The sequence below is a fragment of the Amycolatopsis stemonae genome (assembly GCF_054781455.1).
The window spans coordinates 1-13650 of the sequence record NZ_BAAGUJ010000010.1 but is presented as its reverse complement, the minus strand read 5'-3'; the positions used below and the strand labels follow the sequence as shown (position 1 = coordinate 13650).

The 13650-nt window shown below is 71.3% G+C and carries 14 protein-coding genes and 1 pseudogene; 10 read left to right on the top strand and 5 right to left on the bottom strand.

All coding sequences use genetic code 11. The features are described 5' to 3' along the window. The first annotated feature begins 44 nt into the window (after positions 1-44). A complete protein-coding gene (locus ACYVLJ_RS31860; RefSeq protein ID WP_451974626.1) occupies positions 45-896 on the top strand; it encodes a FliA/WhiG family RNA polymerase sigma factor in 852 nt (283 codons plus the stop codon). Here the strand turns inward: ACYVLJ_RS31860 and ACYVLJ_RS31855 are convergent, their stop codons facing one another. Continuing rightward, entirely contained in the window at positions 897-1544 is a 648-nt protein-coding gene (locus tag ACYVLJ_RS31855) for a M23 family metallopeptidase (protein WP_460441470.1), read from the bottom strand. Positions 1545-2420: 876 nt separating this feature from the next. Here ACYVLJ_RS31855 and rpsB point away from each other — a divergent pair. The 5 genes from rpsB (at position 2421) to ACYVLJ_RS31830 (ending at position 6898) form a co-directional block, all read left to right on the top strand. Next, complete coding sequence (rpsB, locus tag ACYVLJ_RS31850; protein WP_460441469.1) at positions 2421-3293, top strand: small ribosomal subunit protein uS2; 873 nt, start codon at positions 2421-2423, stop codon at positions 3291-3293. An 88-nt stretch (positions 3294-3381) separates the two neighbouring features. Continuing rightward, positions 3382-4197, top strand: coding sequence for a translation elongation factor Ts (gene tsf / locus ACYVLJ_RS31845; protein WP_451974620.1), 816 nt, complete (start codon positions 3382-3384; stop codon positions 4195-4197). A gap of 113 nt (positions 4198-4310) precedes the next feature. After that, a complete protein-coding gene (gene pyrH / locus ACYVLJ_RS31840; RefSeq protein WP_072480944.1) occupies positions 4311-5054 on the top strand; it encodes a UMP kinase in 744 nt (247 codons plus the stop codon). Positions 5055-5102: 48 nt separating this feature from the next. Then, complete coding sequence (frr, locus tag ACYVLJ_RS31835; protein ID WP_451974618.1) at positions 5103-5660, top strand: ribosome recycling factor; 558 nt, start codon at positions 5103-5105, stop codon at positions 5658-5660. 389 nt (positions 5661-6049) lie between these two features. Next, positions 6050-6898, top strand: a complete 849-nt coding sequence (locus tag ACYVLJ_RS31830; protein ID WP_460441616.1) for a phosphatidate cytidylyltransferase — start codon at positions 6050-6052, stop codon at positions 6896-6898. Here ACYVLJ_RS31830 and ACYVLJ_RS31825 read toward each other — a convergent pair. Next, the gene (locus tag ACYVLJ_RS31825) at positions 6848-7774 is read right to left on the bottom strand and encodes a LysR family transcriptional regulator (RefSeq protein ID WP_460441468.1); all 927 of its coding nucleotides are present in this window, start codon (positions 7772-7774) and stop codon (positions 6848-6850) included. The genes ACYVLJ_RS31830 and ACYVLJ_RS31825 overlap by 51 nt on opposite strands. A gap of 94 nt (positions 7775-7868) precedes the next feature. Between ACYVLJ_RS31825 and ACYVLJ_RS31820 the strand changes: the two genes are divergently transcribed. Beyond that, positions 7869-9194 (top strand): MFS transporter, encoded by a 1326-nt coding sequence (locus ACYVLJ_RS31820; protein WP_460441467.1) that lies wholly within the window; start codon positions 7869-7871, stop codon positions 9192-9194. Here the strand turns inward: ACYVLJ_RS31820 and ACYVLJ_RS31815 are convergent. Beyond that, entirely contained in the window at positions 9182-10027 is an 846-nt protein-coding gene (locus tag ACYVLJ_RS31815; RefSeq protein WP_451974612.1) for a VOC family protein, read from the bottom strand. The genes ACYVLJ_RS31820 and ACYVLJ_RS31815 overlap by 13 nt on opposite strands. Positions 10028-10139: 112 nt before the next feature. On the opposite strand from ACYVLJ_RS31815, the gene ACYVLJ_RS31810 reads away from it, so the two are divergent. Then, positions 10140-10946 carry a class I SAM-dependent methyltransferase gene (locus ACYVLJ_RS31810; protein WP_460441466.1) on the top strand — a complete coding sequence of 269 codons (807 nt, stop codon included), beginning with the start codon at positions 10140-10142 and terminating at the stop codon, positions 10944-10946. Here the strand turns inward: ACYVLJ_RS31810 and ACYVLJ_RS31805 are convergent. Beyond that, complete coding sequence (locus ACYVLJ_RS31805) at positions 10889-11509, bottom strand: PadR family transcriptional regulator (protein WP_451974608.1); 621 nt, start codon at positions 11507-11509, stop codon at positions 10889-10891. The genes ACYVLJ_RS31810 and ACYVLJ_RS31805 overlap by 58 nt on opposite strands. 118 nt (positions 11510-11627) lie before the next feature. Here ACYVLJ_RS31805 and ACYVLJ_RS31800 point away from each other — a divergent pair, with 118 nt between their 5' ends. Together ACYVLJ_RS31800 and ACYVLJ_RS31795 are read left to right on the top strand one after the other, a co-directional pair. Beyond that, positions 11628-12113 (top strand): Lrp/AsnC family transcriptional regulator, encoded by a 486-nt coding sequence (locus ACYVLJ_RS31800; RefSeq protein WP_451974606.1) that lies wholly within the window; start codon positions 11628-11630, stop codon positions 12111-12113. A 107-nt stretch (positions 12114-12220) separates the two neighbouring features. After that, a pseudogene (locus tag ACYVLJ_RS31795) lies at positions 12221-13507 on the top strand (thiamine pyrophosphate-dependent enzyme); the annotation flags it as partial. Here ACYVLJ_RS31795 and ACYVLJ_RS31790 read toward each other — a convergent pair. Next, positions 13436-13650, bottom strand: a 215-nt coding sequence (locus ACYVLJ_RS31790; protein WP_460438610.1) for an integrase core domain-containing protein, incomplete at its 5' end; no start/stop codon positions are given. The pseudogene ACYVLJ_RS31795 and the gene ACYVLJ_RS31790 overlap by 72 nt on opposite strands.

The following is a 13650-nucleotide window of genomic DNA, read 5'->3' as shown; positions in this document are numbered from 1 at the left end:
AGCACGGAGACGATACTGAGCCGCATGCCGAGAACGACTGTGCAATGACCGCAGGACCGCACGTGACCGAAGCCGCCGGAGTGACCACTCACGGTGAGGCCGCCGTGCCCGCGGAATCGCGCGCCGGCTACGACGTCGACGCCGGGATCGCGGCGCTGTGGCGGCAGTTCGCCGACAGCCCCGACCAGGCGTCACGCGATCGGCTCGTGCTGCACTACGCCCCGCTGGTCAAGTACGTCGCGGGCCGGGTCGGCACCGGTCTGCCCACCCACGTCGACGTGGGTGACCTCGTGCAGTCCGGCATCTTCGGGCTCGTCGACGCGATCGAGAAGTTCGACCCCGAGCGCGGCCTGCGCTTCGAGACCTACGCGATGCAGCGCATCCGCGGCGCGATCCTCGACGACCTCCGCTCGCAGGACTGGGTGCCGCGCGCGGTCCGCAGCAAGGCCAAGGAGGCCGAGCGGGCGATGGAGCGCCTCGGCGCCCGCCTCAACCGCACCCCGACCGACGCGGAGCTCGCCGCCGAGCTCGGCATCGGCCTCGACGACCTGCGTGACTTCTACGGCCAGCTGCAGCTCACCAGCGTCGTCGCGCTGGAGGACCTGGTGGCCGCGGGCAAGGACAGCGGTTCGCTGGTGGACACGCTGCCCGACGACGACGCCGTCGACCCGGTCGCGGTGCTCGTCGACCAGGACAACCGCCGCCAGCTCGCGCAGGCCATCGCGCAGCTGACCGAGCGCGACAAGATCGTGGTCAGCCTCTACTACTTCGAGAGCCTGACGCTCGCCGAAATCGGCAAGGTCCTGGGCGTCACGGAGTCGCGGGTCAGCCAGCTGCACACGCGCGCGGTCATGCGGCTGCGGGCCAAGCTGGTCGAGCAGACCGGCGGCGCCTGATCAGGGGCCACCTCCCCACGGCTTGAGCCGGAACTCGCCCACCTCGCCGGTCAGGGCGAGGGGATCGACGTATTCGTCACCGCGCCGTACGCCCCAGTGCAGACAGGCGGCGACCGCGCAGCCGGGATGCCCGGCGAGCACGCTCCCGAGCACCTGTCCCCGGTAGACCTGGTCGCCGACGGCCACCTTCGGCTCGACGGGCTCGTAGGTGGTGCGCAGGCCACCTTCGTGGTCGACGGAGATCACGGGCCGCCCGGCCACGACCCCGGCGAAGACGACGACCCCGGCATCGGCGGCCAGCACGTCCTGCCCGGGTACGGCGGCGAGGTCGACGCCGCGGTGCCCGGCGCCGTAGGGGGTCTCCGGGGCGTCGAAGTACTTCGTGACCACCGGTGTGGGTGACAGTGGCCAGGACAGTCGCGTCTGCTGTGTGGCGTCGCGGCCGCTCGCCGGGGAGACGCGAGGTGGCCAGGTCGGGGTGGTGCCGAGGGGCGATGTCCAGGGTTCGGCGGCCCAGGGATCGGGGGACGCGAACTCGCGGCCGGCGGTAGCCGCGCCGAAGCCGATGGCCGAGGCGATGAACGGGCCGGGCGCGGTCGGCCGGCTCGAATCCGAGCCGGGTGCCGCGGCCCAGGGCCCGACGGGCACCGGCTCGCTCGCAGGCCCGGGTGTCCACGGCGCGGCGGGATCGCTCGCAGGCTCGGGTGTCCGCGGCGCGGCGGGCTCCTTGACAGGCCCGGGTGGTTCGGCGGGCTTGTGGGCTGGCTCGGGTGGTTCGGCGGGCTTGTGGGCTGGCTCGGGTGGTTCGGCGGGCTTGTGGGCTGGCTCGGGTGGTTCGGCGGGCTTGTGGGCTGGCTCGGGTGGTTCGGCGGGCTCGCGTGCAGGCCCGGGTGGCTCGGCGGCCGCGGAATCGCTCGCCCGCCTCGGTGCCCGTGACTTGGCCGCTGCCGGCCCGGTCAGCCGCGCTGCCGCATCCGGCGCCGTGGCCGCCACGCTCGGGACCTCCCCGGCCGGCCAGGGTCTTCGGTCCTCCCTCGCAGGCGGGCCGAGGTCGCTCACCGCCCCTCCGAACAGCGCCATGACCAGGGCAAGCAGCACCCCGGCCCCATCCCGGACCCGGCTTCGACGTCGCATGATCGACTCCATGTCCCCAGCCTGCGACACCGCCGGGCTTCGTGGGGGCCGGCCCGGGAATCTGTGGATAACCGGAGGCGATGTGGACAACTGCGTCGGTGAGCGGCCGCCGGTGGGGGAGGGGCTGGTGGCAGGGGGTAGAATCTTCTGCGCGGTCCGCGTGAGCGGGCTGACTTCGCGTGCACGTGCGCGTTCCCCCGGTTTTCGAGCTTCACCGGCCGGGCGATTCGCACGGTGTCCGGCGGTCCCGCGGGTTCCTTCGCCCCGGGTCCGGACACCGGCACGGGCACCAGGGCGAGCGGCCACCCGGCCGCGAGCGACAAAACCGAGCAGCGCGTCCAAGGAAGCTACCGCGGGCGCGCACGACACAGAAGAGGTGTGATTCCGGCAATGGCCGTCGTCACCATGAAGCAGCTGCTCGACAGCGGCGTGCACTTCGGGCACCAGACCCGCCGGTGGAACCCGAAGATGAAGCGCTACATCTTCACCGAGCGCAACGGCATCTACATCATCGACCTGCAGCAGACGCTGACCTACATCGACCGTGCCTTCGAGTTCATCAAGGAAACCGTCGCGCACGGTGGCACGATCATGTTCGTCGGCACCAAGAAGCAGGCGCAGGAAGCCATCGCCAACGAGGCCGCGCGCGTGGGCATGCCCTACGTCAACCAGCGCTGGCTCGGCGGCATGCTGACCAACTTCCAGACCGTGCACAAGCGCCTTCTCCGCCTGAAGGAGCTCGAGGCCCAGGAGCAGACCGGCGGCTTCGCCGGCCTGACCAAGCGCGAGATCCTCACGCTCACCCGTGAGAAGGAAAAGCTGGAGAAGACCCTCGGCGGTATCCGCGACATGGCGAAGGTGCCGAGCGCGGTGTGGATCGTCGACACCAAGAAGGAGCACATCGCCGTCGGCGAGGCTCGCAAGCTGAACATCCCGGTCGTCGCGATCCTGGACACCAACTGCGACCCGGACGAGGTCGACTACCCGATCCCGGGCAACGACGACGCGATCCGCTCGGCCGCGCTGCTGACCAAGGTCGTCGCCGAGGCCGCGGCCGCCGGCCTGATGGCCCGCTCCAGCCGCAACGGTGCTTCGGCCGACGCCAAGCCGGAGCCGGGCGTCGCCACCGACGAGCCGCTGGCCGAGTGGGAGAAGGAGCTGCTCGCCGGCTCCGAGACCGCCTCCGCCGACGCGACCGAGGCCGCTGCCGCGACCGAGGCCGCCACCGAGCCCGCCACCGAGCAGGCGACCGCCTCCTCCTGATGTCCCACCGTCCGTGCGGCCGGCCCTCGTGGCCGGCCGCACCGGCGTAGCAACCCACAGATTTCCTGCAAAGGACGGATTTACCAGAATGGCGAACTACACCGCCGCTGACGTGAAGCGCCTGCGCGAGATGACCGGCGCCGGCATGATGGACTGCAAGAAGGCGCTGGAGGAGAACGACGGCGACTTCGAGAAGGCCGTCGAGTTCCTCCGCATCAAGGGCGCCAAGGACGTCGGCAAGCGCGCCGAGCGCGCCACCGCCGAGGGCCTGGTCACCGGCGACGGCGGCGTCCTGATCGAGCTGGACTCCGAGACCGACTTCGTCGCGAAGAACGCCGACTTCCAGGCGCTCGCCGCGAAGATCGTCGAGGTCGCGAAGACCCTCAAGACCAACGACGTCGAGGCCCTGAAGGGCGCCGAGCTCGAGGGCAAGACCGTCAACGAGGTCGTCCAGGAGCTGTCGGCCCGCATCGGCGAGAAGCTCGAGCTGCGCCGCGTCGTGGCCTTCGAGGGTCAGACCGCGACCTACCTGCACCGCCGCGGTTCCGACCTGCCGCCGGCCGTCGGCGTGCTCGTCGAGTTCACCGGTGACGACGTCGACGCCGCCCGCGGTGCCGCCATGCAGGTCGCCGCGCTGCGCGCGAAGTACCTGACCCGCGACGAGGTGCCGGCCGAGATCATCGAGAACGAGCGCCGCATCGCCGACCAGACCGCCCGCGAGGAAGGCAAGCCGGAGCAGGCGCTGCCGAAGATCGTCGAGGGCAAGGTCAACGCGTACTACAAGGACAACGTCCTGCTCGAGCAGCCGTCGGTCAAGGACAACAAGAAGACCGTGAAGGCGCTCCTGGACGAGGCCGGCGTGACGCTGACCAAGTTCGCGCGCTTCGAGGTCGGCCAGGCCTGAGGCCAGGTCCGGGCGTAGGTTTCACCCAGTGCCCCGTCTCCGTCCATCGGGGACGGGGCACTGTCGAATCTGAAGAACAGAAAAACGGTCGAGGGGCGTAGGAGGCGACATAGATGGGTGACCGGGTCGAAGGTGGCTACCGGCGGGTGCTGCTGAAACTGGGCGGCGAAATGTTCGGCGGTGGTTCTATCGGCGTCGATCCGGATGTCGTCCACTCGGTCGCGCAGCAGATCGCCGACGTCGCCCGCACCGGCGTCCAGGTCGCGGTCGTGATCGGGGGCGGCAACTACTTCCGCGGCGCCGAGCTCTCCCAGCGCGGCATGGACCGCGACCGCGCCGACTACATGGCGATGCTGGGCACGGTGATGAACTGCCTGGCGCTGCAGGACTTCCTGGAGAAGGAGGGCCTGCCGACACGCGTGCAGACCGCCATCACGATGGGCCAGGTCGCCGAGCCCTACATCCCGCGCCGCGCCGAGCGGCACCTGGAGAAGGGCCGCGTCGTGATCTTCGGCGCCGGGGTCGGCATGCCGTACTTCTCCACGGACACCGCGGCCGCGCAGCGGGCGCTGGAACTGGGCTGCGAGGCCGTGCTGATGGCGAAGGCCGTCGACGGCGTCTACACCGCGGACCCGAAGAGCGACCCCACCGCCGAGATGTTCCGCGAGATCACCCACCGCGAGGTGCTGGAGCGGGATCTCAAGGTCGCCGACGCGACGGCGTTCAGCCTCTGCATGGACAACAACATGCCGATCATCGTGTTCAACCTGCTCACCGAGGGGAACATCGCCCGCGCGGTGAGTGGTGAAAGAATCGGCACGTTGGTCAGCACCCCCGCCGACGGGGTGCCGGCCTAGACCTGCTGGGATCAGCAAGCGCCACCCATCACAACAACGGGAGTAGCCGTGATCGACGAGACCCTCCTCGACGCCGAGGAGAAGATGGAAAAAGCGGTGTCCGTCGCCAAGGACGAGCTGACGTCGGTACGCACCGGCCGGGCTTCCTCGACGATGTTCTCGCGGATCGTCGTCGAGTACTACGGCTCGCCGACCCCGCTGAACCAGCTGGCCAGCGTCAACGTGCCCGAAGCCCGCATGGCGCTCATCAAGCCCTACGACCAGAGCCAGCTCGGCGCCATCGAGAAGGCGATCCGGGAGTCGGACCTCGGCGTCAACCCGAGCAACGACGGCCAGGTCATCCGCATCGTCATCCCGCAGCTCACCGAAGAGCGGCGCAAGGAGATGGTGAAGGTCGCGAAGAGCAAGGGCGAGGACGCCCGTGTCTCGATCCGCAGCGTCCGCCGCAAGGCCAAGGACGAGCTGGACCGCATCGCCAAGGACGGCGAAGCCGGCGAGGACGACGTTGTGCGGGCGGAGAAGGAACTGCAGAACCTGACCGACACCTACGTGCACAAGGTCGACGAGCTGGTCAAGCACAAGGAAGCCGAGCTGCTCGAGGTCTGATGGCACAGGTGAGCGAGGAACGCGAGGACCGGGTGGACGCCACCGGGGAACAACCGGCGGGCACCCCCGGGACGCCGGAGCCGGCCGACGCCCCGGCCACGCCCGAGTTCCCGGGAACCGCCGACACCGGCCGCACGCGGGCGGGAGAGGTGGGTTCGGGACCCGCGGCCTCGGGTTCGAGTGCGGCGGCACAGTCTGCGGCGTCGGGATCGGGTGCAGCGGCCTCGGGATCGGGCGCCTCGGGCGCGGCGACCACATCCGGCGCGGCGGCGAGGTCCGCGGCTTCGGGAGCGAGTGCGGCTTCGGCGGAGACGCCGGTCGTGCCGGAGACCTCGGGGACCGGCGAAGCAGACCGCTTGTCGGCCGCCGGGGCTGCCGAGGCTACTTCGGTGCCCGCCGCGGACAGCCCGGCGGGCAAGAAGGCCTCCAAGGCCGGCCGGAACCTGCCCGCGGCCATCGGCGTCGGGCTGCTGCTCGGGGCCGCGATCATCGTTTCCCTGCTCACCGTGCGCTTCCTGTTCATCGGGATCATCGCGATCGCGATCGCGGTCGGCACCTTCGAGTTCGCCGGGGTGCTGCGCCGGGTCGCCGACATCCGGGTCGCGATGATCCCGGTGCTCGTCGGCGGGCAGGCGATGATCTGGCTCGCCTGGCCGTTCGGCCGCGAAGGCGCGCTCACCGCGTTCGTCCTCACCGTGCTCGCCTGCCTGCTGTGGCGCCTGCCCGGCGGCGCGAAGGGCTACCTGCGCGACATCAGCGCGTCGACGTTCGCCGCCGCCTACCTGCCGCTCTTCGGCGCGTTCGCGGCCATGCTCGTGCCGCCGTCGGACGGCGTCGGGCGTGTCCTCACCTTCCTGATCGGCGTCGTCGCTTCGGACACCGGGGGCTACATCGCCGGTGTGCTCGGCGGCAAGCACCCGATGGCGCCCTCCATCAGCCCGAAGAAGACCTGGGAAGGCTTCGCCGGTTCGCTGGTCGGCGGGGTCGTGGCCGGGGCGCTGACGCTCAGCCTGCTGCTGGACGGTCACGTCTGGCAGGGCGTGTTCTTCGGCGTCGCGATCGTGCTGACCGCCACCCTGGGCGACCTCGTCGAGTCGCTGATCAAGCGCGACCTCGGCGTCAAGGACATGGGGACACTGCTGCCCGGGCACGGCGGGATCATGGACCGCCTCGACTCCCTGCTGCCTTCAGCCGTGGTGTCCTGGCTGCTGCTCTCGGCCTTCGTGCCGCTCGGCTGAGGCGGCGTCCCAGCGCATCGTCGCCCGCAGGCCGAGCACTCGCTCGACGACCAGGGCGACCTCCGGGCGATCGTCGTCGCGCCGGTGCACCAACGACCACGGCCAGCGCGCCGGGGTACCGACCGGGCGGCGCACCAGGCTCGGCGGGAACGGTGCAGTGTGCCGCTTCGGCGACTGCAGCACCGGGACCCGCAGCCGCGTGACGTGGTCGAAGAACGCTTGGCCGGTGACGCCGCCGTCGTCGATCCGGACGACGCGCGCACCGCTCGCCGCCGCGTAGTCCAGCGCGAACTCGTTCCACGCCTGCCACGACGACTGGTCCGAGTCCACCAGCACCGACAGCGCGGACGCCGGCACCGCGTCGGCCCGCGCGAGGCGGTGGTCGCCCGGCAGGACCGCGGGCAGGGTCTCGACGCGCACCAAGTGGGCCGCCAGGCCCAGCTCCGTCAGCCGCGGCTCGTCGATCCAGGCCAGCGCCAGGTCCAGGGTCCCTTCGGCGACGCGGACCACCTGCGTGTGCGACGGCAGCACCCATTCGTCGAGCCGGACGACGTCACCGAGCAGCCGCGTCAGCTCCGGCGGCAGCCAGCTCACGTGTCCCAGGCGCAGCTTCGTCCGCGCGATGCCGCGCACGCGCCGGGCGGCGGCGTCGGCCAGCTCCAGGATCTGGCGCGCGTCGCCGACCAGGGCCGCCCCGGCGCGGGTCAGCTCGACGTGCCGCCGGTCGCGGACGAACAGCGCCGCGCCCAGTTCGCGTTCCAGCTTCTTGATCTGCTGGGGCAGCGACGGGCTCGCGATGTGCAGGCGCTCGGCGGCCCGCGTGAAGTGCAGTTCCTCCGCGACCGCGAGGAAGTACCGCAGCTGCCGCAGTTCCATGCGACCACGGTAGACCTGCGGTGGGAGGTTTCGCCTAACAGAGGTAGGCGATGGTTCGTGGACCACCGAAGCGTCCGCGGGCTTGACTCGGGGCATGCTCACCGAAACCCGTGCGCCGGCGAAGCTGGCGTTGTCCGCCGTCTGCCTGGGCTTCCTGATGATCACGCTCGACGCGACCATCGTGAACCTGGCCCTGCCCGCGATCGGCGCCGACTTCGGCGAGCCGTCGACGGCGGCCCTGCAGTGGGTCGTCGACGCCTACACCGTCACGCTCGCCGCGTTCCTGCTCACCTGGGGCGCCGCCGGCGACCGGTGGGGCGCCCGCCGGGTTTTCGAAGCCGGTGTCGCGGTCTTCGTCGTCGCGTCCGTCGCCTGTGCGCTCGCCGGGGACACCACCTGGCTGATCGCCGCGCGGGCGGTGCAGGGCGCCGGGGCCGCCGCGCTGCTGCCGTCGTCGCTTTCCCTGATCGTGCACCAGTTCCCGGACGCGCGGGAGCGGGCCCGCGCGCTCGGCGTCTGGGGCGGCATGAGCGGTGTCGGGCTCGCAGCCGGGCCGATGCTCGGCGGGCTCGCGGTCGGCCTCGCCGACTGGCGGCTCGTCTTCGCGGTCAACGTCCCGGTCGGGATCGTCGCCATCGTGCTGACGCGCCGGGCGGTCGGGCACCCGCCGCGCCACGAGTCGACCCGCCTGGACCTGGCCGGGCAGCTGACCGGCACGGCGTCGCTGGCCGCGTTCGTCGCCGGGTTCATCGAATCCGGGCACGCGGGCTGGTTCGCGCCACCGACGCTCGCCCTGCTCGCCGGGGGCGTGGTGACCGGGGTGGCGTTCGTGGTCGCCGAGAAGCGGGTGCCGGATCCCGTGCTCCCGCTGGGGATCCTGAAGATCCGGAACTTCGCGGTGGCGACCGGGATCGGCGGCCTGTTCAACTTCTGCCTCTACGGCACGCTGTTCTGCCTGGCGCTGTACCTGCAGCGCGAGTGGTCGCTCGGCGCGCTCGCCGCCGGGCTCGCGCTGGTGCCGCTCACGATGGCGGTCGGGCTCAACGCGTTCTTCAGCGGACGGCTCACCGGGCGGTTCGGCCCGCGCGTGCCGATGGTCGCGGGCGCGCTCGCCGGGCTCGCCGGCTCGGTGGGTTTCGCGCTGCTGCCGGCGGATCGCGCGCTCGTGCCGTTCCTGGTGGTCTCGGTCGTCTTCGGCTGCGTTTCGCTGGCGATGCCCGCGATGACGGCGCTGGCGATGAACGCCTTGCCGGGCAAGGCCGGGCTCGCCGCCGGCGTGCTCAACGCGTCCCGCCAGACCGGCGGGGCGATCGGGGTCGCGCTCGTCGGCGGGCTGCTCCCGGCCGCCGGGATGTGGCTGGTGGCGGCCGGGTACGCGCTCGTCGCGGGGCTGGCGTTCGCCGAGCGTCAGTCGTCGTAGGGGTCGTCGACCTCGGCGCGTCCCCAGTCTTCGGAGACGCGCGAGTGGTCGATCACCGCGAAGACGAAGCCCTCGGGGTCGGCGAGGATCGCCATCCGGCCGAACGGTGTGTCGTAGGGCTGGATCACGACCGCGCCGCCGTTCATGAGCGACTCGCCGGCGACCGCGTCGACGCCGCGGGCAGGATCGATGTCGAAGTAGACGAGCCAGTGCGGCGGGGTGTCGATGCTGTACTCCGACCCCATCACGTACCGGTAGAGCACCGGCTCGTGCTCGATCAGCCATTCGACGTAGTTCAGGGACTCGCCGTCGCCGATCTGGTGGCTCGAGTAGGTGAAGAGCTTGGTGTAGAAGTGATCCGCGGCCGCGCCGTCGTGGGTGTTGAGGTCCGCGCCGCTGAAGGTGTTGGGGATCCCGGTGACGAACTCCCAGTCCGGCGGCACCTCCCAGAAGACCACCGGCGCGCCGCACGCGTCGAAGGCGTGCAGGATCGTGCCGCGCCGCGGGATCGGCATCGGGCCGAGCGTCAGCCGTCCGCCGAGGTGCTCCACCCATTCGGCCGCGCTCGCGGTGTGCGGCACGGACAGGTGCGGCATCCAGCCCACCGGCGCGCCGTGGGCGGCGCGGTAGAGCCCGCCGACCGGGAGGTCGTTGAGCGTCGCGATCGCGTACCGCCCGTCGGACGTCGCCGGGTCCCGTTGAGTGGTGTAGGTCCAGCCGAAGAGCGCCCCGTAGAATCTTTCCGCCACGGCCTGCTCGCGGCAGGCCAGCTCGATCCAGCACGGAATTCCGGCCGGGACCGGGGACGGGGTACTGGACGGGCCGATCGCCATGTGTGCTCCTCCTCCGAACCCACCGAATTCTAGGCGTGATCCGTAAGTTTTCCGCCAAGAAACGGCCGCCGGAAAATCACCGGCGGCGATGTCGGCCCCGGAAGGAGCAGCGGTGCGGTGGTCGTCCCGGCGCGCGGAGGTCGTGCCGAGCCCGAACATCTGGTACTACCAGGCCGAATACGAGCTGGAGAACCGGGCGCAGGACAGGGGTGGCGAGATCTGGCGCGTGCTGCGCGAGGAGTGCGACTGGGCGGGCCGGGACGTGCTGGACGTCGGCTGCGGTGACGGCTTCCACCTGCCGCACTTCGCGCGCGAGGCGCGCTCGGTGCTCGGGGTCGAGCCGCACGAGCCGCTGGTGCGAAGCGCGCTGAAGCGCGTGCACGGGCTGTCGAACGTGGAAGTGAAGATGGGCCGTGCGCAACGGCTGCCGGTCCGCAGCGCGAGCGTCGACGTCGTCCACGCGCGTACGGCCTACTTCTTCGGGCCCGGCTGCGAGCCCGGACTGGCGGAAGCCGAGCGCGTGCTTCGGCCGGGCGGGGTGCTGGTGATCGTCGACCTCGACGCGACCTGCGAGCCCTACGGCGGCTGGATGCGTGCCGACCTACCGCACTACGACCCGGCGGCGGTGGAGCGGTTCTTCGCCCGGGCCGGGTTCGGCTGCCGCCGGGTCGTCACGGAGTGGCGTTTCGCGACCGCCGCCGACCTCGCCGCGGTGCTGAAGATCGAGTTCAGCAAGCGGGTTGGCGAACAGGCGGTCGCGGAGTCCTTGCAGCGTAACGGGAATCGTGCGCAGGACCTGACGCTGCCGGTGGGCTACCGCGTCCACACGCGGGTGAAGCCCACCGGCCTCGTCCTGCCTGGTCACTCGGCCGTCTCGGGCGACGGGGACTCGTCCTCGTCCTCACCGAGGATGCCGTAGAGCGAGCGCCGGGCGTCGTTGAGGACCTCGGCCGCGCGGGCCTGCTGGCTCTCGGTGCCCGCCCGCATGATCTGCACGACGGCCGCGGCGAGGTTCTTGCCCGCCTTGGCCAGCCCGACCTCGGTCGGGTCGACGTCCTGCGCGATCTGCTCCCACGGCGGGGTGCTGTCCTGCTCTTCCGCGGCGGTGCGGCCGGCGTCGGTCAGCTCGAAGAGCTTCTTGCCGTGCTCGTCCTTGCTGATGACCAGGCCTTCGTCGGCCAGCAGCTGCAGCGTCGGGTAGACCGAGCCGGGGCTGGGCCGCCAGAAGCCGCCGGAGCGCTCGCCGATTTCGCGGATGATCTCGTAGCCGTGCCGGGGCTGCTCGGCGAGCAGCGCCAGGATCGCGGCGCGGACGTCACCGCGGCGGCTGCGCCGTCCGCCGTGACCCCGCCTGCCCGGTCCGTGGCCGCGACCGCGTCCACCGCCGGGGCCGAAGCCCGGGGGGAACTCGCCGAAACCACCGAAGGGGCCGAAAGGTGCGCGCCCACGCTCGTGGGCGAAGGGGTGTCGTTGCCTACGCATGTCTGTGTTCCTTTCTCGAACTGTTGCGACACGTTCACGATATATCGGAAACAGTCGGATGGCAACCTTGCTGTGGTGACGCCGCTCACGGCCGCAGCCGGGTGGGAAGATCGGCGGCGTGCCGGAAACCATCGACGAGATCGACGCGCGCCTGCTCCAGGCCCTCGGCGAGGACCCCCGGTCCACGGCGGTCGCGCTGGCCGAGCGCCTGGGCCTGTCCCGCAACACGGTCCAGGCCCGGCTCGCGCGGCTCGAACAGCGCGGCGTGCTCGGGTCCTTCGAGCGCCGCATCGACCCGGCCCGGCTGGGCTACCCGCTGCGCGCGTTCGTCAACGCGCAGGTCGACCAGCGGCGCCTCGCCGAGATCGCCGACGCGCTGGCGACCATTCCCGAGGTCACCGAGGTGTGCGGACTGACCGGGGCGAGCGACCTGATGGTGCAGGTGGTGGCCGTCGACGCCGACGACCTCTACCGCATCGCCGGGCACATCCTCGCCTCGCCCGGCGTCGAGCGGACGAACATCTCGCTCGTCATGCGCGAGCTCGTCCCGTACCGCCTGACGCCCCTGCTGGAGCGCGTGCATTCTGCGCACCCGGAGGCCTGAGCCGTCCGGCTGGAGCGTGCATTCTGCGCACTCCCGGCGGCATCGGTTGTGCGAAGCGTCCACCAGTGCTGTTCTTGGGGGTGCTTCCTGCACGAAAGGTGTCGACGATGACCCATGCCCCCGTGACCGCGCCGGCGCTCACCGCGATCGAGCAGCGGGTCCTGTGGCTCGCCACCGCGATCGTGCACCAGGCCAACCGCGTCCGGCCGAACCCGTCCGGACTCAAGGTGGGCGGGCACCAGGCGTCGTGCGCGTCGCTGGTCTCGATCATGACGTCGCTGTGGTTCCGGCACCTGCGCCCCGAGGACCGCGTCTCGGTGAAGCCGCACGCGTCGCCCGTGCTCCACGCGATCAACTACCTGCTCGGCGAGCTGGACGAGGCCTACCTGCCGACGCTGCGCGAGTTCGGCGGGCTGCAGAGCTACCCGAGCCGCGCCAAGGACCCCGACCCCGTCGACTACTCGACCGGCTCGGTCGGCATCGGCGCGACGGCCCCGATCTGGGGCGCGCTGGCCCGCCGCTACCTGACGGCCCGCGGCTCGTCGGCCGGGACCGGGCGGCAGTACTCGCTGGTCGGCGACGCCGAGCTGGACGAGGGCGCGATCTGGGAGGCCATCCTCGACCCGGGCGTCGCGGACCTGGGCGAGATCGTCTGGATCGTCGACCTCAACCGCCAGTCGCTCGACCGCGTCGTCCCGAACATCGCGGCCGGACGGCTGCAGGGCATGTTCGACGCGGCCGGCTGGCAGGTCCTGACGCTCAAGTACGGGCGGCTGCTGGAGGAGCTGTTCACCCGGCCCGGCGGCGCCGAGCTGCGCTCGCGCATCGACGAGATGCCCAACCCCGAGTACCAGCGCCTGCTGCGGTGCGACGCCGCCCAGGTCCGTGACCGGCTGCCGGCCGGGAACGCCGCGTTGGGCGAGCTGGTGGCGTCGCTCGACGACGAGACGCTGCTCGCCGCGATCCGCAACCTCGGCGGCCACGACCTCGGCTCGCTAGACGACGCCTTCGCGTCCATTTCGGACAGCCGGCCGACGGTGATCTTCTGCTACACGGTCAAGGGCCGTGGCCTGCCGACGCAGGGGCACCCGCAGAACCACTCGTCGCTGCTGACCGTCGCGCAGATGGAAGAGCTGGCTTCGTCGTTGGGGACGGACCTCGCCTCGCCATGGCAGAGCTTCGCCGAGGGGTCGCCTGAAGCCGCGTTGTGCGCCGAAGTCGCTTCGCGCCTTCGCCGTCCTGAGATCCCTTCGGCGCCTTCGCTGGAACTGCCGGTCGACATCGGGCGTACGCCGTCCGGGACCGCTACGACGCAGGCGGCGCTAGGTGTACTGCCCTGTGAGGTTGGGGACGCGGCTGACCGGTGGGCGGCCTGCGAGCGCGGTGTGTCCGCGGTGGTGATTGTAGATGTGCAGCCATCGCGGTAGCGCTGCCCGGCGTTCGGTGTCGGTGCGGTAGGGCTGGGCATAGGCCCATTCCTCCAGCAAGGTGCGGTTGAAGCGTTCGACTTTCCCGTTCGTTTGCGGCCGGTAGGGCC

Coding starts and splice junctions, on each gene's coding strand:
- pyrH (WP_072480944.1), top strand. CDS start 4,311: ATGGGTGACCGGGTCGAAGGTGGCTACCGGCGGGTGCTGCTGAAACTG.
- rpsB (WP_460441469.1), top strand. CDS start 2,421: ATGGCCGTCGTCACCATGAAGCAGCTGCTCGACAGCGGCGTGCACTTC.
- ACYVLJ_RS31820 (WP_460441467.1), top strand. CDS start 7,869: ATGCTCACCGAAACCCGTGCGCCGGCGAAGCTGGCGTTGTCCGCCGTC.
- ACYVLJ_RS31805 (WP_451974608.1), bottom strand. CDS start 11,509: ATGCGTAGGCAACGACACCCCTTCGCCCACGAGCGTGGGCGCGCACCT.
- ACYVLJ_RS31860 (WP_451974626.1), top strand. CDS start 45: ATGACCGCAGGACCGCACGTGACCGAAGCCGCCGGAGTGACCACTCAC.
- ACYVLJ_RS31825 (WP_460441468.1), bottom strand. CDS start 7,774: ATGGAACTGCGGCAGCTGCGGTACTTCCTCGCGGTCGCGGAGGAACTG.
- tsf (WP_451974620.1), top strand. CDS start 3,382: ATGGCGAACTACACCGCCGCTGACGTGAAGCGCCTGCGCGAGATGACC.
- ACYVLJ_RS31815 (WP_451974612.1), bottom strand. CDS start 10,027: ATGGCGATCGGCCCGTCCAGTACCCCGTCCCCGGTCCCGGCCGGAATT.